We start from the raw sequence: 24,700 nt of genomic DNA, 5'->3' as shown, positions 1-24,700 counted from the left end.
TTTATAAATTTTTTTCATTTTCTTTGAAAAATTTCACTACGGAATGATTTAGCCTGTACTGGTTATCAGCCAGATGAAAGGTCAAGTCGATCGGGGAGCCCTGCTTGCTTCTGAAGTCTTCATAAATTTTGCTGTGATCATGGTAAGGGTATGTGATGCTGTTCATTCTCTGCCATATATGAACGGGGATGTTTGTGCTGTCAAAGCTTGATTCAAAACTGCAGTCTTTAATCTTTTTTGAGTCTATTTCATATGCATTCGCTATTTCTTTCGTCAGTCTCTTATAAAAAAACATGTTTTCTCTTTCTTTTTCAAGGTGGGCTTGCAGATTTAAACATGGATTAAACATTGCGACAGAACGAATTTTTTCGTTAGAAAGCTTCATAAATTCTTTCGCTATCAGAGCTCCCATTCCTTCACAAAGAATATGAACCCGCTCATTTAAAATTTCTTTTTTCATGACTATATGATAAATCTTCATTGTAAGATTCATCGCTTTTGGACTGCCCCAATTCGCACCGTAAAGATTAGATGTGAAAACTGTATAGCCTGCGTCAAGCAAGATATAAAGGAGCTGATTTCTGCCGTAATGCTGCAGCCAAAAGCTCGTTTCTCCATCCACGAAATGCGTTTTGTCGCCTAAGATAAAGACAGCGAATCCATTTGGTTTATAAGGGTAATGGATGACGTTCCATTCTGATTCCAGCTGAAAAAACCGCTTTGAAATTCCCATCGTTTGCCCACCACCTTTCATTAGTACTCTGAGCACTTTATATAAGATATGTTCGGTCATGTGAAAGCGAATGGATATATACCTAATCATTCAGAAATGAACGTTCAAGAAATAGTCAACATTAAAGATAAATAAAGCTTTTATTCCACAATCTATGTATGATAATATGGACATAGAATTGTTTGAAGAATGAGGTGAACAGATTGCGCTATTTTTGGACATTTTTTTGGACGTTTTTATTAATGCAAATGATGGCTTACGTCGTTTCTTCAATGACAGGTGTTGCATATAGCTTTGTTACTGCTTCTATTCTTGCTGTTGTTGCAACCGTTCTCATCCTGATCCTCGGGGAAGTTGTGCCGGACCGATTTGCAGATGAACATCATTAATACCTAATTTTCGACTCTGCACACAAAAAACCCTACTATTGATAGTAGGGTTTTTTTTCGGGTTTCACTATTATGGTTTTCTTTGATACGTCCAGTGGCGGTCATCATTTGACGTTTCAGGGAAACGATCTCCTGCCTGAAGCTTAATTTTTTGTGGATTTTTGACCATTGAGCCTGTTTCTCCAACTTCTACGTAGATGCCGTTATTAGGTGCTTTTTGACCTGATCTAAAGCGATGCTGCTGCCCCAAAATAAGATCCCTCCTTAAGGTTCCTTCTTTAACTAGTATGGCAATTCATTTATGATTACATGTAATTTGAAATAGAAATTTACCCTGCAAGGCTGCTTGTAATGTTTTCGCATGACAAAACGGATGGATCAGACCGCTGATCCATCCGTTTTTTATTAGCTTGCTGCTATTTCAAGGAGCTTTTCTATAACGGGTCAATGACAGCTTAGAAGTAATTACCCGATCAGCAGCTCTTTTAGCAACGCTTTTTGAACATGCAGACGGTTTTCGGCCTGCAAAAAGACGGCAGATTGGTTTCCGTCAATAATTTCCGCTGTTACTTCTTCACCTCGATGAGCCGGCAGGCAGTGAAGAAAATGACTGTCTTTTTTGGCGAAGCTCATTAGCTCTTCGTTAATTTGATAGGCGTTAAAAGCCGTGAGGCGGATTTCATTTTCTATTTCCTGCCCCATACTTGTCCATACATCTGAATACACGATATCTGCTTGGTGAACAGCCTCTTTGGGATTCGTTACGGCTGTGATCACAGCACCTGTCTGTTTGCAGATCTCAGCTATTTTTCCCATCACCTGCGGATCTGGCCCATAACCCTCTGGATGAGCGATGACTGCATCCATTCCAACCTTCGCACATGCAATTAATAAGGAGTGCGCCACATTATTTCCATCTCCAACGTAAGCTACCTTTGTTCCTTTAAACGATTTTTTCAGCTGCAGAATCGTCATTAAATCTGCAAGGGCCTGGCATGGATGGAAGGTATCTGTCAGTCCATTAATAACTGGAATCGAAGCATGCAGGGCAAGCTCCTCTACTTTTTCATGCTCAAACGTGCGGATCATAATGGCATCTACATAACCTGAAAGGACTTTTGCTGTATCAGCTATGCTTTCTCCCCGGCCCAATTGAAGATCCTGACTGCTTAAAAAGAGCGCGCTGCCTCCTAGCTGCTGCATTCCAGCTTCAAACGAAACCCGTGTCCGAGTTGACGATTTTTCAAAAATCATGGCCAATATTTTTCCGGACAGAACCGATTGAATGGGAAATTTCTTCATTTGTATGCCTTCTTCAACAAGATGCAGGATTTCCTCAGTCGTATAATCAAGCAGAGTTAAACAATCTTTTCCCAATAGTGCAGATGATTTCGTTTGTGCCAATTTTATAGAACTCATTTCATGTTCACTCCCGTTCTTGTTAATTCTCTGATTGAATAAACCTCATAGTCAGGTGCCGCTTTCAAGTAAGCCATAAAGGATGAAGCATCTGAGAACACCTTTATTCCTTTTTCAGCAGCAAGCAGGCGTTTATCTTTGGATTCTTCACTTTTCAGACTGACAAACACGCCGTTCTCAACAGTGTCAGCCCATTCCTCAAAGGATTCTGTTTCTATTTTCAGTCCAGCTGCCTCTGCTTTTTGAAGCAGGGCATAATCGGTTTCATCCATAAAAATACTGATGCTCCTCTTATCACGATCATCATCAAATACTTTTCCGAGCGCTTCCTTCAATGTAGGTGCCAGGCACATGCCTTCCCCCGTAGACCTCATTTCAGGACTTAGCTTAAGGTCCACATTTTGAAGGGCGTGACTAGAAAAAACAGGATATTTCACAGCCGTATAAGGTCTATCTTCTTCTATATAAAGGTGTGTCAGCTTTTCGCCATTAAGCATCCCTGCTGCAAGTTCAATCATAGGGACATCCATTACTTTGCTGACAATCGGCGCCGTCCGGCTCGCTCTTGGATTGACTTCCAGGACATACAGCTTTTCGTTTTGAATCAGGAACTGGATATTCATGATTCCTTTAAAGCCAAGCTGCTTCACGATTTTCTGAGCTGACAGATGCATGTCTTGCTTCAACTTGTCACTTATATTCTTGGAAGGGATAATCGCCATGCTGTCTCCTGAATGCACACCAGCTGGTTCAATATGTTCCATCACCGCAGGAATGAGGATGCTTTCCCCGTCTGCAACGAGATCAATTTCTGCTTCCTGGCCTGTGACATAGCGGTCAATCAAGATGGGGAATGATTGAGTGCCGGCTTTTTCAACCTGCTTCTTAAGCTGCTCTTTATTCTCAAGCACAATCATGCCTTTCCCCCCGATGACGTAAGAAGGTCTGATTAACACAGGATAGCCGATTATTTCTGCTTGCATGATGGCTTCTTCTGCGTTATGGGCAGTTGTCCCCGGCAAATGAGCGATCTCTAATTCATCTAAAAGGTGATAAAATTTCTCCCGTTCTTCAAGAATATCAAGTGTTTCTGAATCTGTTCCGAGAAGAACTGCTCCGCTTTCCTCAAGTCCAGCTGCAAGATTGATGGCGGTTTGCCCTCCAAATTGCACGATCGTTGCGTCTATCTGTTCAGCTTCAATCACATTCAGTACGTATTCGACTGTCAGCGGTTCAAAGTATAGACGGTCTCCAGTTTCAAAATCTGTGCTGACTGTTTCAGGATTATTGTTGATCATAATCGCTTCATAACCAAGCTTCTGCAAGGCCTGTATTCCTTGCACAGCGCTGTAATCGAACTCAACTCCTTGTCCGATGCGGATAGGACCTGATCCAAGGACCAGTGCTTTTTTTCTTGGGTTTGCCGTTTTTTCAAGCTCGCATTCTCCGAAATAAGTTGAATAATAATAATTGGTTCTTGCTTCAAATTCCGCTGCACATGTATCAACCAGCTTAAATTTAGCTTTGATGCCGTGTGATTTTCTCAGAGTTCTTACAGCAGATTCATCTTCATTTAAACAATGTGCGAGGTACTCATCTGAACACCCTTTTTCCTTTGCAAATGAAAGGAGGTCTTTTGTTAACTGATGCAATGTTTCTGATTTAAGCTGTTTTTCCAATGTGACAAGTGAGAGAAAGCTGTTTAGAAAATAATAATCAATTCCTGTTTCCTTATGAATAACGTTTAAGCTTTCACCTCTTCTCAACAGCTCTATAATGGCAAAGAAACGCTGATCTGTTGCCTTTTTAATGATGTTTAGAAGATGAAGATCTGACAGCAGTGATATCTCTTCAAAGTATATACCGATATTTCCGAGTTCAAGTGATGATACTGCTTTTTGAATAGCCGCTTCGAGATTTCTCTCAATCGCCATCACTTCACCGGTTGCTTTCATCTTTGTACCAAGAGTGCGGTCGGCGTCTTTAAATTTATCAAAAGGCCATCTTGGGAATTTCACGACTACATAATCAAGAGCAGGCTCAAAGCTTGCAAATGTAGACTGTGTCAATGGATTTTTAAGCTCGCTTAATGTATAGCCAACAGCAAGTTTTGCTGCAAGTTTTGCGATCGGATAGCCAGTCGCTTTTGAGGCAAGAGCTGATGAACGGCTGACACGCGGATTTACCTCTATGACGTAATATTGCTTGCTTACCGGATCAAGGGCAAACTGTATGTTGCAGCCCCCAACTACATTCAAAGCTGAAATGATGGTTAACGAAGCACTCCGGAGCATTTGATATTCATGATCAGTCAAAGTTTGTGAAGGTGCGACTACAATTGAATCCCCTGTGTGAATCCCGACAGGATCGATATTTTCCATATTGCATACAGTTATACACGTATTGACTGCATCCCTCATGACTTCATATTCAATCTCTTTAAATCCTGCGATGCTTTTTTCAACTAGGCATTGATGAATTGGACTTGCACTTAACCCGCTTTTCATCAATTCAATCAAATCCTTAGCGTTATCCGCAATTCCGCCTCCCTTACCACCAAGTGTGTAGGCTGGGCGGACGATGATCGGGTAGCCAATTTCCTTTGCAAATGCCAATGCATCTTCTGCACCAGTTACAATTTCGCTCGCAGGTACAGGCTGTTTCAGATCATACATCAGTTTTCTGAATTTTTCTCTGTCTTCTCCCATTTGGATCGACTGAACGGATGTACCCAGAACTTGCACGTTATGTTTTTGCAGGACCCGGGCTTCATGGAGCTTTACAGCCAAATTGAGTCCCGTTTGACCTCCAAGAGTTGCAAGCAGGCCATCCGGTTTTTCTTTTTCAATAATTTTCGTGAGACTCTTTACCGTTAATGGTTCAAAGTAGACCTCATCCGCGTATTGATGATCCGTCATAATTGTTGCCGGATTGTTGTTCACAAGAATGACCTTATAGCCTTCTTCTTTCAAGGCAATGCAGCCCTGAGTCCCGGAATAATCAAACTCTGCAGCCTGGCCAATGATAATTGGGCCAGAGCCGATTACTAAGATGCTATTTATATCATGACGTTTAGGCATATACCAATTCTCTCCTTGTGTTTAGAACCATTTCCAGAAATTCATCAAAGATATATTCACTTTCGGCAGGTCCGGGATGTGCTTCTGGATGAAATTGAACAGTTAGAATCGGCAGTGTCTGATGAAACATGCCCTCAACCGACTGATCATTCACATTCACAAACCTGACTCCGAACTCTTTATGATGATTTGACGTCACCACATAGCTGTGATTTTGAGATGTCATAAAGACTTTTCCTTTTTTCCGGTCCATGACAGGATGATTTGCTCCTCTATGCCCAAACGGCAGCTTCATCGTGTCTCCTCCGTAAGCTAGAGCAATGAGCTGATGCCCAAGACAAATGCCGAGTGTTGGATAGCTGTCAGCAATCTTGTTTATTGCAGGCAAATAGGCTTCAAGTTCCTTCGGATCTCCAGGCCCATTTGAAAGAACAACTGCATCAGGCTGAATATGTTCCAGTTCCTTCAGCTCTGTATAAGGAATAATCGTTACTTTGCAGTTTCTCTTCAGAAAAGATTGCAGAATTGATTTTTTGAATCCGAAATCAATTAATGCAACGTGGATGGATCCTTCTCCAAGAGCAGTGATTTCCTGTTCGATTTCAGGCAATTTCTTTGGTAACGGCTGACTCTGTATTATTTTTGAACAATCTGCCGAGAGCAGTGCTTTCATCATCCCATTTTTGCGAATCTGTTTGACGATGGATCTAGTATCAACATGACTGATATATGGAACCTTCCATTTGCTTAAGTATTCTTTGACACTATAAGCGGCCTCATAATGAGAGAAATGTTCACAGCATTCATAAAAAATGGCACCTTTTACTTGCGGTCTCTCACTTTCAAAGTCAACTGCATTTATGCCGTAATTGCCGATCAAAGGATAAGTAAATACGATGATTTGATTTTGATAGGAAGGGTCTGTCAGCACCTCTTGATAGCCTGTCATGCCTGTGTAAAATACGATCTCGCCCTCACTGTCGCCACCGTTCAGATTTCCTTTGTAGCTTGTGCCATCCTCAAGAAGCAGGTAACCGCTCATTTTCATCCACCTCGTAATGAATTTTTATTTATACAAAAGCATAATTATACAATTTGTTGTAAAAAAATTTATGTTACTGGCTTACTGTCAGTGCTGTGTGCTTGATCGTTTTTTCAATGACAGCAATTGCTTCATCTATCTCATCAGCTGTAACAGTAAGCGGAGGAAGCAGACGGATTACATCTGGACCTGCCGGGAGTGCTAACAAACCATTGCTTCGCAGTTCAGAAATAATAGAGGCTGATTCCTGATTTAATTGAATACCAATCATAAAGCCTTTTCCTCTAATCTCAGTTACAGCAGGAGTATGAAGCAATGCAGCTTTAAGCAAATCTGACATTTTCTCCGATTTTTTCACGACTTCATCCAAGAATGGGGGCTGAAAAATTTTTGTGAGCGTTGCTTTAGCTGCAGCCATAGCAAGTGGATTTCCCCCAAACGTCGTTCCATGTGAGCCAGGCTGAAAGGATGCAATCAGTTCTTTTTTCCCGATCATGGCTCCAACAGGAAATCCGCTGCCGAGTCCTTTGGCTGCTGTAATAATATCAGGCTCAATTTGAAAATGCTGATAAGCAAACGGCAGTCCCGTCCGTCCAATGCCTGTCTGCACTTCGTCAATAATCAGAAGGGTGGAAAGACGTTCACATGTCTCTTTTACTTCTTCTATAAAAGAAGCTTCTGCCGGTACGACCCCGCCCTCTCCCTGAATAACTTCAAGCATAATAGCAGCATAGCCATCTCCATCTAATTGCTGAAGAGATTCTGTATCATTAAAAGGCAGGTATTCAAATTCCGGCAATAATGGTCCAAAGCCATCATGAATTTTGGCCTGGCCTGTTGCAGACATCGTTGCAAATGTTCTTCCATGAAACGATTGCTTAAAGGTAACGATCTTTGATTTGCCTGTGTGCTTTCTAGCAAGCTTTATTGCAGCTTCATTCGCTTCAGCCCCGCTGTTGCAAAAAAATACGGCATCTCCGCAGCTGTTTGCTGTAAGGATTTCCGCAACTTCCTCTTGCAATGAATGCTGAAAAAGGTTCGAAACGTGCCAGACTTTATCAAGCTGATCTTGAACAGCCTGCTTCACGTCTTTGTCTCCATGGCCTAAATTACAAACAGCAATTCCAGAGATAAAATCAAGATAGGTTTTGCCATTTTGATCGATGGCGACTGAGCCGTTCGCTTCCTTTATCTCCAAATCCCAGCGCGCATATGTTGGAAATACAAAACTCATTTTAATGCAGCCTCCTTGTTCATGGTAATTTTCGTTCCCAAGATGGATTGTTCTGCAACAAACATTGATTGACCGCTGACAATCATCACTTCTTTTAAAGAAAGAGATAATGACTTCATCGCAGCCTGAACTTTAGGAATCATCCCGCCGTTAATAATGCCAGCACCTATCATTTCTTCAATTTCATCGGGAGTTGTATGGTTAATTACTTGTTTTTCCTTCAAAATACCTGGCACATCTGTAACAAACAGCAGTTTTTTGGCACCAAGTGCACTTGCTATAGCTGCAGCTGCTGTATCAGCGTTGACATTAAGAATTTGATGATTTTTTGTTCTTGCAATCGGGGCGATGACAGGTACGTAGTCGCCGTCAATCAGCGTTTTGATCAGATGAGTTTGGACGTTAGAAATTTTCCCGACGTACCCAAGTTCTGTTTCATTCAAAAACTCTGCTGTCAGCATTCCGCCATCAGACCCTGCAATTCCTGCTGACATAAGATTATTTTGTTCCAATGCTCTCACAATCTGCTTATTGATTTGGCCTGCAAGCACCATTTCTGCGATATCCAGGACCTGCTTTGTTGTTTTTCTCTGACCGTTAATGAATTGAGTCTTAACGTTCATGCTTTTTAGAACGCTGTTGATTGCAGGTCCGCCGCCGTGGACAATGACTACTTTATAGCCTTGTTTTTTCAGCTCGTGCAGGCTTCCAAAAAATGCCTCTGACAGCTCCTCAACAATACTACCTCCACACTTCAACACGACAACTTTGCTCATGATTCTCTCCTTACGTTCTGTAGCTGGCGTTAATTTTGATATAATCGTATGTCAGGTCACAGCCCCAGGCTCTTCCCTCTCCGTTTCCAATTCGGAGGTCAATATGGATATTCACTGTGTTTTTTTCCAGCACTTCTTTTGCCTTATCCTCTGAAAAATTCTGAGGCTGGCCATTATGATACAGGCATTGATCACCTAAAAAGATGCCGATTTTATCAGGATTCACCTCTGCTCTGCTGTGGCCGATTGCACCGATAATTCTTCCCCAGTTGGCATCAGAACCATAAACGGCTGTTTTAACAAGGCTTGAACCTACCACTTTTTTTGCTGTAATTCTTGCTTCCGCATCAGTTGCTGCTCCTTCTACAGTCACTTCAATCAGCTTCGTAGCACCTTCACCGTCTCTTGCTATGCTCTTTGCAAGATCTTCGCATACAAGTTTAAGCCCTTGTTTGAAAGTATCCCAATCATCATGCTCAGGGGACAAAGGTTCATTATTTGCCAAGCCATTGGCCATCACCAGCACCATATCGTTCGTTGAAGTTTCGCCATCGACCGTAATTTGATTGAAAGATACATCCGTTAATTCAGCGAGGGCCTGCTGCAGAATATTGCTTTCTACGGCAGCATCAGTTGTAACAAATGCAAGCATCGTCGCCATGTTTGGATGGATCATCCCGGAGCCTTTTGCACATCCGCCGATTGTGATTTTTCTTCCGTCAATCGTCATCTCATAGCAGGTTTTCTTCGTCACTGTATCGGTCGTTAAAATCGCCTCTTGAAAAGCCGGTGACCCATCTTTTGAAGGAGAAATATCCTCCACACCATTCCGAATGCAGTCCATTTTCAAGTATTCGCCGATAACACCTGTTGAAGCTACAGCCACATGCTCTTCTTTCAATGCAAAAGTATTTGCGCACAGAGCTCTCATCTCATATGCATCTTTTAATCCCTGCTCTCCTGTACATGCATTGGCAATCGCACTGTTCACTATAAGTGCCTGCAGCTTGTGATCCATTTCAATGCTTTCTTGTGTTATTTTCAGCGGAGCTGCCTGAAAATGACTTTGCGTGTAAACTGCAGCACAGCTAGCAGGAACTTCGCTTATCAATACGCCTAAATCTTTTTTAGCATATCGTAATCCGGTATTTACGCCATCTGCCGTAAATCCAGCCGGCGATGTAACCGATCCTTCATCTATTTTCCGCAGTCCGATTGACTCTTTTACTTTCATCATAATTCAACCTCCTATGGATATAGCGGTGTGAGCTCAAGACCCATTGTTTCTTCATATCCATTCATAATATTAAAGTTTTGCACTGCCTGGCCTGCAGCGCCCTTCATTAAGTTATCAATCACTGAAACGATCGTGATTCTTTCTGTCCGCTTATCATAAGAAAGGCCGATGTCACAAAAATTTGAGCCGTATACCTCTTTTGTAGATGGAAATTCCCCAAGCGGCCTCACTCTGACAAAATAGGAATTTCTGTAAAAAGCTTGATAGCATTCGAGTAATTCCTCTGAACTCATTTCTCCTTTTGTATTCGCGTAGATGGTTGCCATAATTCCCCTTGTCATTGGAACCAAATGCGTTTGAAAGGTAATGGCTGAAATGTTTTCATTCATACGCTGAAGCCCTTGTTCAATCTCAGGTATATGCTGGTGTCCATTCACTTTGTAGATTTTCAGATTTTCATTTACTTCTGAATAATGAACACCCGCGCCTGCTTTTCGACCTGCACCGGAAACACCTGTTTTCGCATCTATAATAATGGAAGATTCATTGATCAGCTCATTAGATACAGCCGGCGCAAGGCCCAGGATGGACGCTGTCGGAAAGCAGCCTGGATTTGACAGAATGGATGCGTTCATAATGGATGGTTTATTCAGCTCAGAAAGACCATATACCGCTTCATCAACAATCCTCTGGTCTGCAGCCTTGCGTTTATACCATTTCTCGTATAAAGCAGAATCTTTTAATCTTAAATCTCCGGATAAATCGATTACCTTTACCTGATCCAGGTTGATTTGAGGCAAAATCTCAGCAGCAGCTCCAGGCGGAGAGGCCATAAAAAGGGTATCAACCTCTTTCTCAATCCTGTTACAGTCTATGCTGACCAGTAATTCATTACTGATGCCGCTTAAATGAGGATAAGATTCCCTATATGGCTTTCCTTCTTCAGAAGATGTATATAGAATACATTTCTCCACTTTCGGATGTTTTGTGAGAAGCCGGTATAATTCATTGCCTCCATAGCCCGTCGCACCTATAATACCTACATTCAAATGTATCACCCTTTAATTTATATCGTTCTGCTGTTTGAATTAGTACCCATTATAATACTGCATAAAAATAAAATCAATTGTATATTTAAATATTTTTTAAGTTTTATAGATTGATTGTGGTTTCCTTGGGGAAGAAAATGGAGGCAGTCTTTTCACATATTATTTTAAAGGGGAGTTTGGATGGGGGACTGAGCCGGCATTGCTGGAAATACTTTTCTGGATTTTGCTGTTTAGGGGTTGGATTTGCTTCTTTTGAGTACTTGATTTTTGAATTTTAGAAGGTTTTTTGGGGGGAATATCTTTTTATGGTTACCTGATTAATGGATTTTAGAGGCTTCGGGGTGTCATTCGCTCTCTATGGTTACCTGATTTGACGGGTTTGAGCGCTTTCTATGGTATACATTTATGATAAGTTTTCGATATCTTTAGGACTTCATACACTCACTTTGAGTACATCTTCCATTTTGCCGACAAAAAATCCCGGTTCATTTATAGAACCAGGATTTAACTTTTCTCACTGAACGCCTAATGCTATTTTGGCGATTCGGCTCATTCTATCTTTTGTCCAAGGCGGATTCCAGACGATATTTACTTCTGTTTCTTTAATTTCAGGAATTTCACGCAAGGCTGTTTTTACTTGATCAATGATTGTCCCGGCAAGCGGACAGCCCATTGAAGTTAAGGTCATCGTGACAAGCGCCGTGCCGTTCTCGTCAAGATCTACATCATAAACAAGTCCAAGATTCACAATATCAACACCAAGCTCCGGGTCAACGACAAGTTCAAGCGCTCCATATATATTTTCTTTTAATGCTTCATCCATAGCAATCACTCCTCATAGCAAAGTATATCGAAACCATGAAGCAATCTGAAATTATCTGCTTTCAAGTAAAAAATCGGCAAACCAGTCGACGGTTGCAATAAGTCCTTCTCTTGAAACTTTATGATCTGCATTAGTATCCGCGATAAATTTCAGATATTCAGGCTTTTCCTCATAGGACGATTTGATTTCCTGGAAAAATGTGTAGGTCGGATCAAAAGGAACGACCTGATCCTTTTTACCGTGCCAGAATAATAATGGACGTGCTGCGAGCCTTTCAGTATGTATACTTAAATCATAGGCCTGCAGACTTAAGAAGTGCTGCTCAAGCTCTTCATCAGTGAGCGGAACTTTATTGCCCATTTTTTGTATATATTGTATTTGCTGTCGGGAAAACTGTTCATAATAAGGACTTCCCATTAAGCTTGCAGCTGCCTTGATCCATTCATATTGCGTCAAAGCTCCAAGAGTCACAATCCCGCCCATGGAAGTTCCTGCAACACCGATCTGACCGGGATCGATCAGTTCTTCTTTTTCAAAATAGTCCTTAATTGTCTGCAATTCATTGATTTCATTTATTACAATGCTCCAAAATTGCATATTTAACTCTAGTCCAGAAAGATTTTCATTTCTTTCACCGTGATGCAGGGCATCCGGCAGTACAACACGAATTCCTTTTTCAGCAAGGAGGTAGGCATAATGCAGGTTATGTTCCTTCGCGCTTGTAAAACCGTGGACAAAAATGACAAACGGTGTTGTTTCATTTTTGGCAGAATCCTTTACCACATGAAGTAATGGAATACCGGCTACATTCATTTTTTCAACAGCGATCATGTTTTATGCCTCCCTCTTTTTCTTTATCATAAGTGTAACATGTAGACAATAATCTTGGAAAAAAGATACACTGTTAATAGGACTTGTTTTTTAATTCAAAGAATAAAGGAGCTTCTATGACGACAAAACCTTATTTAATTGCACTTGATTTAGATGGTACTTTATTAAAAGATGATAAAACGATTTCTGCTTATTCAAAAGAAATCATTAAAAAAGCAAAAGAAGCAGGACATATTGTCTGCATTTCAACAGGACGGCCGTATCGTGCCAGTTCAATGTATTATGAGGAGCTTGAGCTGGATACGCCAATCGTCAACTTTAACGGAGCATTCGTCCATCATCCAAAAGATGATCAGTGGGGAGCGTTTCACACGACTCTTTCCTTGGATGTTGTAAAGCAAATCGTTGAAGTGTGCGAAAAGCACAACGTCAATAATATACTTGCCGAAGTAATGGATCATGTGTATTTCCATTATCACGACGAAAAGCTTCTGGATATTTTCACAATGAATACTTCAGACATCACCGTTGGAGACCTGCGTAAAAATCTTGGGGATGATGTAACAAGTATTCTTATCCATGCCTCTGAGGAAGAAGTGGACAATATCCGCAACTACTTATCAGATGTTCATGCTGAGCTTGTAGATCACAGACGCTGGGCTGCCCCATGGCACGTCATAGAAATCATCAAGCACGGAATGAATAAAGCTGTGGGATTAAAGAAAATTGCTGATTCGTACAACATTCCCGCAGAAAGAATCATTGCATTCGGCGATGAAGACAATGATCTTGAAATGCTGAAATATGCCGGTCAGGGTGTTGCGATGGGAAATGCCATTTCTGAACTCAAGAAGGTTGCAAACAGAGAAACGAAAACAAATGAAGAGGACGGCATTGCCATTTACTTACAGGACGCCTTGTCGCTATAAGGGCGTCCTTTTTTAGTGAAGATTACCATCCATAGAACAAACCCCATTGAGACAAAATAAAGGAGACGCATCAGCAGCGTCAGCAAACATTCTTTTAGGGGGAATTTCGCATGAGCAGTAATAAATCTAAACGCTTTGTACAGCAAGGTAAAGATTCCGTTTCGAAACATGATGAACGTTTCCCTTATCACACAACAATGGCTGAGTCAGAAGAGCGCAAAGCTCAAATGGCAGAAAAATCCTCTTTAGGAGGCTTTTAATATGGGCAATCAACTATTTCAGGCAGCAAGAAAAGCGGTTGAAAAAGCTGGCGAGGTTTTAAGCGGCAAGATGAATGACGATCATAATCATCAGCAGAACCAATACAGCCAGCATGATGACAGTGAGCAAAATCAGTTTTCCGGCCAGCATGCACATGCTGATGCGGATACCAAAGCAAAAGCAGAAGGCGCATTGATGTCTGCATTTGCAAATGCTTCTCCTGCAGAACAAAAACAGCTAAGCGAACTTCAAGACGAATTGAAGAATATGTAGTAAGACGGCCGGTTAGCTCCGAAAGGCAGATAAGGCTAGTCAGAAATAGCCGTTTTACTAAGCAGAGCCGTACGTACCGTGAATTTAGCATAAAGCAGTGCACCTATGATTAGCCCATATTAAACAAAAGCTGCGGAATTTTCCGCAGCTTTTTACTTTATTCAGTTACCTTGAACTTAGCCTTTGCTTCTAAGGCTTTTACACCTTCAGCTTTACCAGTTAATAAAACCGTTACCGTATATTCACCGGCTTCAACTTTTTTTCCTGCACTTTTCTTGTCCCATGTTTCCTGCCAGGTTTGACTTTCTCCTGGAGGCAGCGTTAGATACTGCAGAGCTTGAGTGAACATTCTTCCCTTTGAATATTTGTACACTTCCGCCCCGTTTGAATCTGTAATGATAATTTCATATTTCTGTCCTGATGAGAACTCGAAATTCTTTTCTTCATTTGTATTGTTTTTAAGGGTGATATTGATTTGCACACTTTCAGGGCTTTCCTTCGTCTCAACAGCTAATTGAACTTCTTTCGTTTCCACGTCACCAGACACCTCTTCCGCTTCATCCTTATTTTCAGCAGTTTGACCGCAGCCGACAAGAAATAATAAGCCAAGCATAATGAATACAAGCTTTTTCATATCGTGCACGTCTCCTATTCTTTGCGGAAGAAACCAAAGATTCCTGTTGTTTGAATGATATTTGTAAATGCCTTTGGGTCAACTTCCTTAATGATTTTTTCTAAATCATAAAGCTCATAGCGTGTGATCACAATCATCAGCATGTCCTTTTGCTCGTTTGTAAAAGCTCCTTTAGCAGGAACCATTGTAATCCCTCTTACCATTTTAGCATGAATGGCCTTTTTTAGATCATCAGCTTTTTTTGTAATGATCATGGCTGTCAATTTTTCATGTCTTGTATGAATCGCATCAATGACTCTTGTTGAAGCATAAAGCGTAACAAGAGTGTAGAGCGCTTTTTCCCATCCATAAAGCAATCCCGCTGTAAAAATGATAATTCCGTTTAAGATAAAGAAATAAGTGCCGACCGGTTTATCCTTCATTCTCGAAAGGATCATTGCTATAATATCCAGTCCGCCTGTTGAAGCACCATATTTAAGCGTAATGCCTACGCCGATCGCAACAATGACGCCTCCAAATACTGCGTTAAGCAAAATATCTTCTGACAAAGGATATAAAGGGACAATCGATAAAAATAGTGTGGTGGCTGCTACACTAAGTACACTGTACAGAGTGAACGATTTCCCGACTTTTTGCCATCCCAGGATTGCTACTGGAATGTTAAGAAGGAGCAAAAGCACCCCTGTAGATATGTAAAGGGGGGTGTATTCTTTAATTACACTTGATAAGAGCTGGGCGATACCGGTAAATCCGCTCGCATAAACATCAGCAGGAATCATGAATAAATTCAGGCCGACAGCATTCAGCAGAGCTCCAAAAATAACGACAACCGCTTTTTTTACTTCTTCATAAACCATTTGCAGAAAATCCTCCCGGGCTATAAGATAATGTTAGTATTTCTGATTTACCCCAATTTCTTGCAGATCAATACAAATATTGTGTTTTAGGGCAGCGTAACTTTCTTTACTTCTTTTTGGCTAAGTGCTAATTTAGAACTATAAATGAGGCTATTATCCCGTTTTGCGGGTAAAACCAGATGAAATGAGGTGTCAAAATGACGGTACATATCGTCGCAGACAGCGCATGCGATCTGCCGCTTGAATTTTATGAGAAACACGGCGTTACACTTCTCCCGCTTGGTGTACATATTGAGGAAAATGACTATCGCGATTTAGTCACGATTTCCCCTAAAGAAGTATACGACGCGATGCGTGAAGGGAAAATAGCTAAAACGACTCAAATCTCTCCTCTTGATGTAAAAGAGACATTCACTGAATTTGCAAAGAAACAAGTACCGGCATTGTATGTTGCTTTTTCATCGGAGCTTTCCGGAACCTATCAGACTGCTGTCATGATTGGAAACGAAGTCAAAGAGGAATATCCAGATTTTGAGCTTTCCATTGTGGATTCCAAATGTGCTTCCCTTGGCCTTGGACTTGCCGTTAAATATGCAGTTGACCTAGCCAGTAAAGGAAACACTCTACATGAAATTGAAGCTTCTGTAAAGGACTTTTGTGATCATACAGAGCACATTTTCACCGTCGATAAATTAGAATATTTAGCAAGAGGCGGCAGAATCAGCAAAGCATCTGCATTTGTAGGCGGTCTTCTCAACATCAAACCGCTTCTTCATGTTGAAGGCGGCAAGCTGATTCCGCTTGAAAAACTTAGAGGCCGGAAAAAAGTTTTCCGAAGGGTCATCGAGCTGATGAAAGAGCGGGGCGTTAATCTTGAAAGCCAGACCATCGCCATCAGTCACGGGGATGATGAGGACTCAGCCAAGGAAATAAAAGCAATGATAGAAACTGAATTTCATCCGAAAGAAGTATATATAAACACAGTCGGCTGTTCAGTTGGAGCGCATTCTGGACCTGGCACGATTGCCATTTTCTTTTCTAATAAACCGATCTCATAATATTATACTTACAGGGCAACATAAACGTATCTTTTCAGTAAGGGAGTTTTTATGATGCCGCATACAAGCGATAACGACAAAAAAGCAAAAGACAATAATGCCAAAGAACATGAACGAAACATGATACGCGAGAAAAACCGCCAAAAAGGCGAAAGACAATATTCCAAAAAGACCGACCATTTATAAGAGAAGCGGAAGCACTGGTCAGCTCTGAAAGGCAGATAAGGATCCGCCGGACTGGTCCGGGTTTGACTTTTTTGCGGCGGATCCGTTCTGACCGAGGAGTTAGTCGCTGAAGCTAGACATAAATCGCAAAGTTTCATAATTTCTTATATCTTGAAAAAACAGCAGCGATTTTCCGCTGCTGTTTTTGTTTTATTGTAGCTTAAACTTCGAAGATGTCTGATTTAAATCATCTGTCAGCTGTCTAAAGTTCAATCACTTTTCCCACCATATTTTCGAATGCGAGCAGCTGTTCAGTTGTCGAAGCAGATATTTGCTAGCTTCCTGCTGCCGTCTCTTCTACAACGGCACTGATATCTGCCAATTTCCTGATTTTTTCTTTATCTCCGGGAATTTAATATTGAGATTTTATCAACCAAACCTAAAATTTCTCAAAAAAAAACAGCAAGCGATCAACTCGCTTACTGTTCCTTTTTGAAATATGTCCAGCCGTCTTCCTGATAAACTTTCCCGGCTTTCATCAATGAGCCGATTGCACGCTTGAACGCGCCTTTGCTCATGTTAAAGCGTTCTTTAATGTCTTCTGGGTCGCTCTTATCGAAAAATGGCATCGCTCCGCCTCTTGATTCCATATAATCAAAAAGCTGCTGTGCATCCGCATCCAATGCTTCATGCTTTCTTGGAAGAAGAGATACGTTGATTGTTCCATCTTCCTTTACATCAATTACGCGCCCTGTTACAAGCTCGCCTAAACGAGGCTCCCTTTTACGCTGCGAAGAGTGAATAAATCCTTTGTAGCCTTCTTCTGTAATAATATATGAGCCGGCAATAATCATTCTGTAAACTCTGCCTGTCACAGTTTGATTGTTGGCTGCGCCTTCTGCTGATACGATTTTCTCCAGCATGACATCTTCCGTTGCAAGCTTCGTGAAAAACCTGCCATTTTTCGTTACCTTCAAAGAACAATAAAGCATGTCCCCCTCTTCAGGCCAAACCTCGATAAACGCTGGAAGAATATCGTTTGCTACTAGCGCATCCTTGGATAAACCAATATCAACAAACGCTCCCATGTCTTCTCTTACGTTTACAACCTCAACCCAGTCGTAATGATCCTCGGTAATTTTCGGTTTCTTCATTGTTGCGGCAAGACGGTCTTCATGATCGACAATTAAATAAACCTCAACTTCTTCTTTGTCATCGATCGGCTCCGTGATTTCGGTTTTGTGGAGCAGCACACGGCTTTCTCCGTCTGTTAAATAATAGCCATAATCTAATTTTTCATCTATTGAAAGCGTCATAAACGTTCCTGGATTCATCAAATGTATTTCGTTCCTTTCTTATGCAGATTGTATCTGCTGTTAGTTTTCAAATTGAAGCGGACATTTATGTATGAATGTGCAGCTTAATGGCTAATCCCTAGGCTAAACAGGCGATTCCGCACTTCGTATTGTCCGGCTCCATCGCCTAACTCCTCGGCCAGAACAAATTCCCCCAAAAAGTCAAAACCGGACTTTTCGGGTGAATTCTTATCTGTCTGTCGGAGCTAAACAGGCGATTCCGCACTTCAAATGTTGTTATCCCCTGTTCATTCTACTATAATCTATAGATAATATAAACTTTTGGGAGGATTCTTATGGCGAAGGACAGTTCTTTTGATATTGTTTCAAAGGTGGATATGCCTGAGGTGACGAATGCAATTACGATGACGATGAAGGAAATCGGCACCCGCTATGATTTTAAAGGGAGCAAAAGCAGCATTTCTCTTGAAAAAGAAGAGATTGTTTTAGTTTCAGATGATGAGTTTAAAATGGATCAGTTAAAGGATGTTTTTATTTCTAAATTGATTAAGCGCAATGTAGCGACACGAAATATTGATTACGGAAAAATCGAAGGTGCATCGGGCGGAACAATTCGCCAGCGCGCTAAGCTGATTCAGGGTATTGATAAGGATAATGCAAAAAAGATTAATGCCATTATAAAAAATTCCGGATTAAAAGTAAAAACTCAGGTTCAGGACGATCAGGTCCGTGTGACCGGCAAAAATAAGGACGACCTGCAGCAGGTGATTGCAGCCGTTCGCGGAGCCGACTTGCCGATAGATGTTCAATTTATTAATTTCAGATAAAGTGAACGAACACTCAGCTCTTCTCTGCTGAGTGTTTGTTTCGGTATTCCGCAAGTTTCTGCTTCGATTTTCCCCCAACAAATTCCCCGTCTATTCAGAAAACTTTTACTTTTGTATTGAATCTATCCGAAAAAACATGTAAATTAGATGTAATATCTTTTTGTAAATTTCATATTTCATCATTCTTATCTAGAGAAGCTGAGGGACTGGCCCTATGAAGCTTCAGCAACCTGGCATAATGAAATCATCTGTATTCATCAGGGATTTCAATCCAAGGTGCTAATTCCAGCGATGCATCCATCGAACGATAAGAAGAAGTCCTGATCGTTCAAAGTCTTCTTCTTGGAAGGCTTTTTTTGTTTTTTCTACTGCACTAAGGAGGTTTGGAGTTTGACACTTTTAAACGATTTACAGAAGAAGATCTTGATTGGCGACGGAGCAATGGGAACACTGCTTTACTCGCACGGAGTTGACAGGTGTTTCGAAGAATTGAATTTATCGAAGCCTGATGAAATATTAAATGTTCATAAGGCGTATATTGCAGCCGGTGCAGATGTCATTCAGACAAATACTTACGGCGCAAACTATATTAAGCTATCAAGATATGGACTTGAAGATGAAGTGAGAGCGATTAACCGTACTGCTGTTCAAATTGCTAAAAAAGCATCAGCCGGCAATAACACCTATGTTCTTGGAACGATTGGCGGCATCCGTGCTTTCAAGAAAAACGCCTATTCTCTTGAGGACATTAAACGCAATTTCAGAGAACAGCTTTACCTTTTGCTCAGTGAAGAGGTAAGCGGTCTGCTGCTTGAAACCTATTATGATCTTGAAGAAATAAAAACAGTATTAGAGATCGCAAGAAAAGAAACGAATATCCCGATTATTACTAACATCTCCCTTCACGAAATCGGAGTCTTGCAGGACGGAACACCCCTGAATGAAGGCCTTTCTCAGCTTGAGGCACTTGGTGCTGACGTTGTCGGTCTGAATTGCAGACTGGGTCCTTACCATATGCTTTCATCTCTTGAAGAAATTCCGCTTCCTGAAAAAGCGTTCTTATCTGTTTATCCAAACAGCAGCTTGCCGACTCTTGAGGAAGGAAGACTTGTCTATGGCTCTGGAGAAAAATATTTCGCAGAAAGCGCACTCGCCTTCAGAAATCAGGGAGCAAGACTAATCGGAGGCTGCTGCGGCACAACCTCTATACACATTGAAGCAATGTCAGCAGCGCTTAAAGGACTCGCTCCAGTTACAGAAAAGAAAGTAAAAATACGGAAGAAAGAGATTTCTGTCACGTCTGCAGCGGAAAGAAAGTATCCTCCCCTGCAGGAAATAGTCAATAAGAACCGCTCTCTGATTGTAGAACTTGATCCTCCTAAAAAACTTGGTCTGGACAAATTTTTAAAAGGTGCAAAAGCACTGCAAGCTGCTGGAATCGATGCCTTAACACTTGCAGACAACTCGCTTGCTTCGCCGAGAATAAGCAATGTTGCTGTAGGATCCATCGTTCAGCAAACACTTGGACTCAGGTCCTTAATTCATATTACATGCCGCGACCGCAACTTAATTGGCCTTCAATCTCATTTAATGGGTCTTCATACGCTGGGACTTTCGGATGTGCTTGCGATTACGGGCGATCCATCAAAAATCGGGGATTTTCCGGGAGCTACTTCCGTTTATGATCTTTCTTCTTTTGATTTGATCAGCTTAATCAAGCAATTTAACGATGGTCTTTCTTATTCAGGAAAACCTCTTGGGGAAAAAACCAATTTTTCAGTTGCTGCTGCGTTTAATCCCAATGTTAAATATCTCGATAAAGCGGTAAAAAGACTGGAGAAGAAAATTGCCTGCGGTGCAGATTATTTCATTTCACAGCCAATTTACTCAGAAAAACAGCTGATTGATGTTTATGAGGAAACGAAGCACTTAACCGTTCCGATTTATATCGGCATTATGCCGCTCACAAGCAGCCGCAACGCAGAATTTATCCATAACGAAATTCCGGGCATTACTCTTTCTGACAGTATTCGTGAAAGAATGGCCCAGGCAGGCGATAATCGGGAGAAAGCCTATCAGGAAGGATTGGCCATCTCTAAAAGACTGATTGATGCTGCCTTTGATTTATTTAATGGAATCTACTTAATTACACCGTTTTTAAACTATGAATTAACCGTTGAACTGACAGATTACATTCACAAGAAACAAATTGGGGTCAATGAAAGGAAGATTACGCATGTCTGATATAAAAAAGCAGCTTGAGAAAAAAATCCTCGTTCTGGACGGAGCGATGGGCACCATGATACAGGATGCAAATCTTTCTGCAGCTGATTTCGGCGGAGAAGAATACGAGGGCTGCAATGAATATTTAACGATTACTGCGCCAGAAGTCATCGAATCCATTCATGATGCTTACCTGGAAGCAAAAGCAGATATTATTGAAACCAACACATTTGGCGCTACTAAGATTGTTCTTGATGAATATAATCTCGGCCACCTCGCTTTTGAGTTAAATAAAAAAGCGGCTGAGATCGCAAAAAAGGCAGCTGAAAAATATTCAACTCCTGAATGGCCGCGTTATGTTGCAGGCTCAATGGGTCCCACGACAAAAACGCTGTCTGTTACAGGCGGAGCAACGTTTGAGGAGCTTATTCAAAACTACGAGGAACAGACACTCGGCCTGCTTGAAGGCGGTGCTGATTTGCTTCTTCTTGAAACAAGCCAGGACTTATTAAATGTAAAAGCAGGCTTTCTTGGCATTAAACGCGCCTTTGAACAAGCAGGCAAAGAAATTCCGCTGATGATTTCAGGGACAATTGAACCTATGGGAACGACGCTTGCCGGACAGGATATTGAAGCCTTTTTCATTTCGCTTGAGCACATGAAGCCTTTATCTGTAGGTCTAAACTGTGCTACAGGACCTGAATTCATGACCGACCACATCCGGACGCTATCAGGCATGGCTCATACAGCTGTCAGCTGCTATCCTAATGCCGGCCTGCCTGATGAGGAAGGAAATTATCATGAATCTCCCCGTTCTCTTGCTCAGAAAGTAAAAGGATTTGCAGAACAGGGCTGGCTGAACATTGTCGGAGGCTGCTGCGGGACTACACCTGCACATATTACCGCCATTGCTGATGCTGTAGGCGAACTCGAGCCCCGCTCCGTTCCGGAACGCGATCCGGCTCATACTGTTTCTGGCATCGAGCCGCTTATTTATGATGATTCCATGCGGCCTCTATTCGTCGGAGAACGGACAAATGTGATTGGCTCCAGAAAGTTTAAACGACTAATAGCGGAGGGGAAATTTGAAGAAGCAGCTGAAATTGCCCGAGCTCAAGTCAAGAATGGCGCACATGTAATCGATATCTGTCTGGCTGATCCTGACCGCGAAGAATTAGAAGACATGGAAGCCTTCATAAAGGAGATTACGAAAAAAGTAAAAGCACCTCTTGTCATTGATTCAACGGATGAGTTAGTCATTGAAAAGGCACTTTCCTATTCTCAAGGGAAAGTGATCATCAATTCCATCAACTTAGAAGACGGTGAAGAGAGATTTGACGCAGTCGTCCCGCTCATTCAAAAATACGGGGCAGCTGTTGTTGTAGGAACGATTGATGAAAAAGGAATGGCACTGACTGCTGAGCAAAAGCTTGATATCGCTGTCCGTTCATTTGAACTGCTGACTCAAAAACACGGGTTAAATCCATCAGATATCATCTTTGATCCGCTCGTATTCCCTGTCGGAACAGGAGACGCGCAATATATCGGCTCTGCTGAAGAAACGATAAAGGGCATCCGCTTAATTAAAGAACGATTGCCGCAATGCCTGACAATCCTTGGAGTCAGCAATGTATCCTTCGGCCTTCCTCCTGTTGGACGCGAAGTACTGAACGCCGTCTATTTGTATCATTGCACTCAGGCAGGACTTGATTATGCAATTGTCAATACGGAAAAGCTTGAACGATTTGCATCGATTCCAAAAGACGAAATTGAAATGTCAGAAACTCTTCTTTTCAATACGAATGACGATACATTAGCTGCCTTTACAAATCACTACAGAGGCAAAAAGAAAACCGCAAAAAAACCGGTTCAATCTCTTCCTTTAGAAGAACGCCTTGCTCAATATGTCGTCGAAGGTACGAAAGAAGGACTCCTTGCAGATCTTGAGATTGCCTTAAAAGAGTACACAACACCGCTGGATATAATAAACGGTCCTCTTATGAAAGGCATGGCTGAGGTAGGAGAGCTGTTTAATGCAAACCAGCTGATTGTTGCTGAAGTGCTGCAAAGCGCAGAGGTCATGAAAGCATCCGTCTCCTTTTTAGAGCCTCACATGGAAAAAAAGGATGACAGCGGAAAAGGCAAAATTCTGCTTGCTACGGTAAAAGGAGATGTTCATGATATCGGTAAAAATCTAGTCGATATTATCTTGAGCAACAATGGCTACAAGGTAGTAGACTTAGGCATAAAAGTGACACCTCAGGACTTGATTTTGGCTGTCAAAAAAGAAAATCCCGATATCGTCGGACTCTCGGGTCTTCTCGTAAAATCCGCACAGCAAATGGTTTTGACTGCACAGGATTTAAAAGAAGCTGAAATCTCAGTGCCAATCATGGTTGGCGGTGCTGCTTTATCCAGAAAATTTGCTGACGGAAAAATTGCACCGGAGTACAGCGGACCTGTAATTTACGCAAAGGACGCAATGGATGGACTGTCCCTTGCAAACAGAATCAGAATAGATCCAACACAATTTAAGAAAAAAGAAGCCGTTCCTGAAAGATCTGCTGAAAAGAAAGCAACTCCGGCCGTCACAGAATTGCTGGAAAAAAGGGCTGCGCTCACTCCCTCACCTTATTTTGAACCGGAGGATTGCAGGCGGCATATTATTAAAGATATCGAACTGCCGCATCTGATTCCTTACATTAACATGCAGATGCTGATTGGCCATCATCTTGGCCTAAAAGGAAAAGTAAAGGAAATGCTTAAAAATAAAGATCCAAAAGCTGTTGCCTTAAAAGAAACAATCGATGAGCTTCTTAAACAGGGCTACGAGGAAAAATGGTTTCAGCCTGCAGCCGTCTATCAATTTTTCCCTGCAGAATCGGATGGCAATATGCTGCATATTCTGGATCCTGAAACGGAAAAAACATTGCAGACATTTGAATTCCCAAGGCAATCAAAGCTGCCGCACCGCTGTATATCCGATTATATCCGCCCAAAAGATGAGAACAAACAAAGAGATTATGTCTCCTTCTTTGCGGTAACCGCCGGAAAAAAAGTAAGGGAAATTGCCAACCGTTTTAAAGAGCAGGGAGATTATTTAAAAAGCCATGCTGTACAGGCGCTGGCACTCGAGCTTGCCGAAGGCCTTGCAGAACGGACTCACCAGCTGATCCGTGACCAATGGGGCTTCCCTGATCCTCCGGATTTCACAATGGATCAGCGCTTTTCTGCCAAATATCAGGGTCAGCGTTTTTCTTTCGGATACCCAGCCTGTCCGAATCTGGATGACCAGGCAAAATTATTTGACCTCATAGCTCCGGAAGATATTGGCGTGAACTTGACGGAAGGCTTTATGATGGAGCCGGAAGCTTCAGTAACGGCAATCGTTGTCGCCCATCCTGAAGCTAGATATTTCAATGTATTGAACTAAAACTTAAGTTTTAGTTCTTTTTTTGGGGGGAATTTTTACGTTTCATCTCATTCATTCAGGGAATATATTCTAAAGACAGCTACATATTCATCATACTTTTTACCATACTAA

The 24,700-nt window shown here is 41.7% G+C and carries 23 protein-coding genes and 1 riboswitch; of the genes, 9 read left to right on the top strand and 14 right to left on the bottom strand.

The window, feature by feature from the left end; genetic code table 11:
* Window position 1 precedes the first annotated feature (1 nt).
* The gene (locus tag LIT25_05390) at window positions 2–733 is read right to left on the bottom strand and encodes a hypothetical protein (GenBank protein USK34787.1); all 732 of its coding nucleotides are present in this window, start codon (window positions 731–733) and stop codon (window positions 2–4) included.
* Window positions 734–936: 203 nt separating this feature from the next.
* Here LIT25_05390 and LIT25_05385 point away from each other — a divergent pair, with 203 nt between their 5' ends.
* Window positions 937–1,122, top strand: a complete 186-nt coding sequence (locus LIT25_05385; protein ID USK34786.1) for a YjzD family protein — start codon at window positions 937–939, stop codon at window positions 1,120–1,122.
* Window positions 1,123–1,192: 70 nt separating this feature from the next.
* Here the strand turns inward: LIT25_05385 and LIT25_05380 are convergent, their stop codons facing one another.
* From LIT25_05380 to yjfP, 10 genes are all read right to left on the bottom strand, one after another.
* Complete coding sequence (locus tag LIT25_05380) at window positions 1,193–1,372, bottom strand: YjzC family protein (GenBank protein USK34785.1); 180 nt, start codon at window positions 1,370–1,372, stop codon at window positions 1,193–1,195.
* A gap of 215 nt (window positions 1,373–1,587) precedes the next feature.
* On the bottom strand, window positions 1,588–2,541 hold the full coding sequence (argF, locus tag LIT25_05375; protein USK34784.1) for an ornithine carbamoyltransferase: 954 nt from the start codon (window positions 2,539–2,541) through the stop codon (window positions 1,588–1,590).
* Window positions 2,538–5,621 carry a carbamoyl phosphate synthase large subunit gene (locus LIT25_05370; GenBank protein USK34783.1) on the bottom strand — a complete coding sequence of 1,028 codons (3,084 nt, stop codon included), beginning with the start codon at window positions 5,619–5,621 and terminating at the stop codon, window positions 2,538–2,540. The genes argF and LIT25_05370 overlap by 4 nt, the downstream gene beginning before the upstream one ends.
* Window positions 5,614–6,663 carry a carbamoyl phosphate synthase small subunit gene (locus tag LIT25_05365; GenBank protein USK34782.1) on the bottom strand — a complete coding sequence of 350 codons (1,050 nt, stop codon included), beginning with the start codon at window positions 6,661–6,663 and terminating at the stop codon, window positions 5,614–5,616. The genes LIT25_05370 and LIT25_05365 overlap by 8 nt, the downstream gene beginning before the upstream one ends.
* Before the next feature lie 73 nt (window positions 6,664–6,736).
* On the bottom strand, window positions 6,737–7,897 hold the full coding sequence (locus tag LIT25_05360) for an acetylornithine transaminase (protein ID USK34781.1): 1,161 nt from the start codon (window positions 7,895–7,897) through the stop codon (window positions 6,737–6,739).
* Window positions 7,894–8,673, bottom strand: coding sequence for an acetylglutamate kinase (gene argB, locus LIT25_05355; protein USK34780.1), 780 nt, complete (start codon window positions 8,671–8,673; stop codon window positions 7,894–7,896). The genes LIT25_05360 and argB overlap by 4 nt, the downstream gene beginning before the upstream one ends.
* 10 nt (window positions 8,674–8,683) lie before the next feature.
* Window positions 8,684–9,910, bottom strand: coding sequence for a bifunctional ornithine acetyltransferase/N-acetylglutamate synthase (argJ, locus tag LIT25_05350; GenBank protein USK34779.1), 1,227 nt, complete (start codon window positions 9,908–9,910; stop codon window positions 8,684–8,686).
* Window positions 9,911–9,921: 11 nt separating this feature from the next.
* Window positions 9,922–10,959, bottom strand: a complete 1,038-nt coding sequence (argC, locus tag LIT25_05345; protein USK34778.1) for an N-acetyl-gamma-glutamyl-phosphate reductase — start codon at window positions 10,957–10,959, stop codon at window positions 9,922–9,924.
* Between the two features lie 514 nt (window positions 10,960–11,473).
* A complete protein-coding gene (locus tag LIT25_05340) occupies window positions 11,474–11,782 on the bottom strand; it encodes a metal-sulfur cluster assembly factor (protein ID USK34777.1) in 309 nt (102 codons plus the stop codon).
* Window positions 11,783–11,833: 51 nt separating this feature from the next.
* Entirely contained in the window at window positions 11,834–12,613 is a 780-nt protein-coding gene (gene yjfP, locus LIT25_05335) for an esterase (GenBank protein USK34776.1), read from the bottom strand.
* A 116-nt stretch (window positions 12,614–12,729) separates the two neighbouring features.
* Between yjfP and LIT25_05330 the strand changes: the two genes are divergently transcribed.
* The 3 genes from LIT25_05330 to LIT25_05320 all read left to right on the top strand — a co-directional run bounded on the left by LIT25_05330 (window position 12,730) and on the right by LIT25_05320 (window position 14,076).
* Window positions 12,730–13,542 (top strand): Cof-type HAD-IIB family hydrolase, encoded by an 813-nt coding sequence (locus LIT25_05330; GenBank protein ID USK34775.1) that lies wholly within the window; start codon window positions 12,730–12,732, stop codon window positions 13,540–13,542.
* Window positions 13,543–13,652: 110 nt separating this feature from the next.
* Complete coding sequence (locus LIT25_05325; GenBank protein ID USK34774.1) at window positions 13,653–13,802, top strand: hypothetical protein; 150 nt, start codon at window positions 13,653–13,655, stop codon at window positions 13,800–13,802.
* Between the two features lies 1 nt (window position 13,803).
* Entirely contained in the window at window positions 13,804–14,076 is a 273-nt protein-coding gene (locus LIT25_05320) for a DUF3813 domain-containing protein (GenBank protein ID USK34773.1), read from the top strand.
* 157 nt (window positions 14,077–14,233) lie between these two features.
* Here the strand turns inward: LIT25_05320 and LIT25_05315 are convergent, their stop codons facing one another.
* Window positions 14,234–14,710, bottom strand: coding sequence for a proteinase inhibitor (locus LIT25_05315; protein ID USK34772.1), 477 nt, complete (start codon window positions 14,708–14,710; stop codon window positions 14,234–14,236).
* A gap of 14 nt (window positions 14,711–14,724) precedes the next feature.
* Window positions 14,725–15,567: a YitT family protein gene (locus LIT25_05310; GenBank protein USK34771.1), complete on the bottom strand. Its 843-nt coding sequence runs from the start codon at window positions 15,565–15,567 to the stop codon at window positions 14,725–14,727.
* A 197-nt stretch (window positions 15,568–15,764) separates the two neighbouring features.
* Between LIT25_05310 and LIT25_05305 the strand changes: the two genes are divergently transcribed.
* Window positions 15,765–16,625, top strand: coding sequence for a DegV family protein (locus LIT25_05305; protein ID USK34770.1), 861 nt, complete (start codon window positions 15,765–15,767; stop codon window positions 16,623–16,625).
* Between the two features lie 54 nt (window positions 16,626–16,679).
* Window positions 16,680–16,811, top strand: a complete 132-nt coding sequence (locus LIT25_05300; GenBank protein USK34769.1) for a DUF3941 domain-containing protein — start codon at window positions 16,680–16,682, stop codon at window positions 16,809–16,811.
* A 458-nt stretch (window positions 16,812–17,269) separates the two neighbouring features.
* Here LIT25_05300 and LIT25_05295 read toward each other — a convergent pair whose 3' ends face one another.
* Complete coding sequence (locus LIT25_05295) at window positions 17,270–18,124, bottom strand: hypothetical protein (GenBank protein ID USK36171.1); 855 nt, start codon at window positions 18,122–18,124, stop codon at window positions 17,270–17,272.
* A gap of 317 nt (window positions 18,125–18,441) precedes the next feature.
* Here LIT25_05295 and LIT25_05290 point away from each other — a divergent pair, with 317 nt between their 5' ends.
* The 3 genes from LIT25_05290 to metH all read left to right on the top strand — a co-directional run bounded on the left by LIT25_05290 (window position 18,442) and on the right by metH (window position 24,589).
* Window positions 18,442–18,933 carry a YajQ family cyclic di-GMP-binding protein gene (locus LIT25_05290; protein ID USK34768.1) on the top strand — a complete coding sequence of 164 codons (492 nt, stop codon included), beginning with the start codon at window positions 18,442–18,444 and terminating at the stop codon, window positions 18,931–18,933.
* 182 nt (window positions 18,934–19,115) lie between these two features.
* Window positions 19,116–19,247, top strand: a riboswitch (SAM riboswitch).
* A 76-nt stretch (window positions 19,248–19,323) separates the two neighbouring features.
* Window positions 19,324–21,177, top strand: a complete 1,854-nt coding sequence (locus tag LIT25_05285) for a bifunctional homocysteine S-methyltransferase/methylenetetrahydrofolate reductase (GenBank protein USK34767.1) — start codon at window positions 19,324–19,326, stop codon at window positions 21,175–21,177.
* Window positions 21,170–24,589 (top strand): methionine synthase, encoded by a 3,420-nt coding sequence (gene metH / locus LIT25_05280; GenBank protein ID USK34766.1) that lies wholly within the window; start codon window positions 21,170–21,172, stop codon window positions 24,587–24,589. Before LIT25_05285 ends, metH begins: the two co-directional genes overlap by 8 nt.
* The last annotated feature ends 111 nt before the right edge of the window (window positions 24,590–24,700 follow it).

This window comes from Bacillus sp. F19 (assembly GCA_023823795.1).
GTDB lineage: Bacteria > Bacillota > Bacilli > Bacillales > Bacillaceae > Bacillus_P.
This window is presented reverse-complemented; position numbering and strand designations above follow the sequence as displayed.

What these genes read in the sequence shown, in the direction of transcription:
- LIT25_05360 (USK34781.1), bottom strand. Translation starts at nt 7,897, where the DNA reads ATGAGTTTTGTATTTCCAACATATGCGCGCTGGGATTTGGAGATAAAG.
- LIT25_05340 (USK34777.1), bottom strand. Translation starts at nt 11,782, where the DNA reads ATGGATGAAGCATTAAAAGAAAATATATATGGAGCGCTTGAACTTGTC.
- LIT25_05310 (USK34771.1), bottom strand. Translation starts at nt 15,567, where the DNA reads ATGGTTTATGAAGAAGTAAAAAAAGCGGTTGTCGTTATTTTTGGAGCT.
- LIT25_05325 (USK34774.1), top strand. Translation starts at nt 13,653, where the DNA reads ATGAGCAGTAATAAATCTAAACGCTTTGTACAGCAAGGTAAAGATTCC.
- LIT25_05300 (USK34769.1), top strand. Translation starts at nt 16,680, where the DNA reads ATGCCGCATACAAGCGATAACGACAAAAAAGCAAAAGACAATAATGCC.
- argF (USK34784.1), bottom strand. Translation starts at nt 2,541, where the DNA reads ATGAGTTCTATAAAATTGGCACAAACGAAATCATCTGCACTATTGGGA.
- argB (USK34780.1), bottom strand. Translation starts at nt 8,673, where the DNA reads ATGAGCAAAGTTGTCGTGTTGAAGTGTGGAGGTAGTATTGTTGAGGAG.
- LIT25_05370 (USK34783.1), bottom strand. Translation starts at nt 5,621, where the DNA reads ATGCCTAAACGTCATGATATAAATAGCATCTTAGTAATCGGCTCTGGC.
- argJ (USK34779.1), bottom strand. Translation starts at nt 9,910, where the DNA reads ATGATGAAAGTAAAAGAGTCAATCGGACTGCGGAAAATAGATGAAGGA.
- LIT25_05330 (USK34775.1), top strand. Translation starts at nt 12,730, where the DNA reads ATGACGACAAAACCTTATTTAATTGCACTTGATTTAGATGGTACTTTA.
- LIT25_05320 (USK34773.1), top strand. Translation starts at nt 13,804, where the DNA reads ATGGGCAATCAACTATTTCAGGCAGCAAGAAAAGCGGTTGAAAAAGCT.
- LIT25_05295 (USK36171.1), bottom strand. Translation starts at nt 18,124, where the DNA reads ATGAATCCAGGAACGTTTATGACGCTTTCAATAGATGAAAAATTAGAT.
- LIT25_05390 (USK34787.1), bottom strand. Translation starts at nt 733, where the DNA reads ATGGGAATTTCAAAGCGGTTTTTTCAGCTGGAATCAGAATGGAACGTC.
- LIT25_05290 (USK34768.1), top strand. Translation starts at nt 18,442, where the DNA reads ATGGCGAAGGACAGTTCTTTTGATATTGTTTCAAAGGTGGATATGCCT.
- LIT25_05365 (USK34782.1), bottom strand. Translation starts at nt 6,663, where the DNA reads ATGAGCGGTTACCTGCTTCTTGAGGATGGCACAAGCTACAAAGGAAAT.
- yjfP (USK34776.1), bottom strand. Translation starts at nt 12,613, where the DNA reads ATGATCGCTGTTGAAAAAATGAATGTAGCCGGTATTCCATTACTTCAT.
- LIT25_05305 (USK34770.1), top strand. Translation starts at nt 15,765, where the DNA reads ATGACGGTACATATCGTCGCAGACAGCGCATGCGATCTGCCGCTTGAA.
- metH (USK34766.1), top strand. Translation starts at nt 21,170, where the DNA reads ATGTCTGATATAAAAAAGCAGCTTGAGAAAAAAATCCTCGTTCTGGAC.
- LIT25_05315 (USK34772.1), bottom strand. Translation starts at nt 14,710, where the DNA reads ATGAAAAAGCTTGTATTCATTATGCTTGGCTTATTATTTCTTGTCGGC.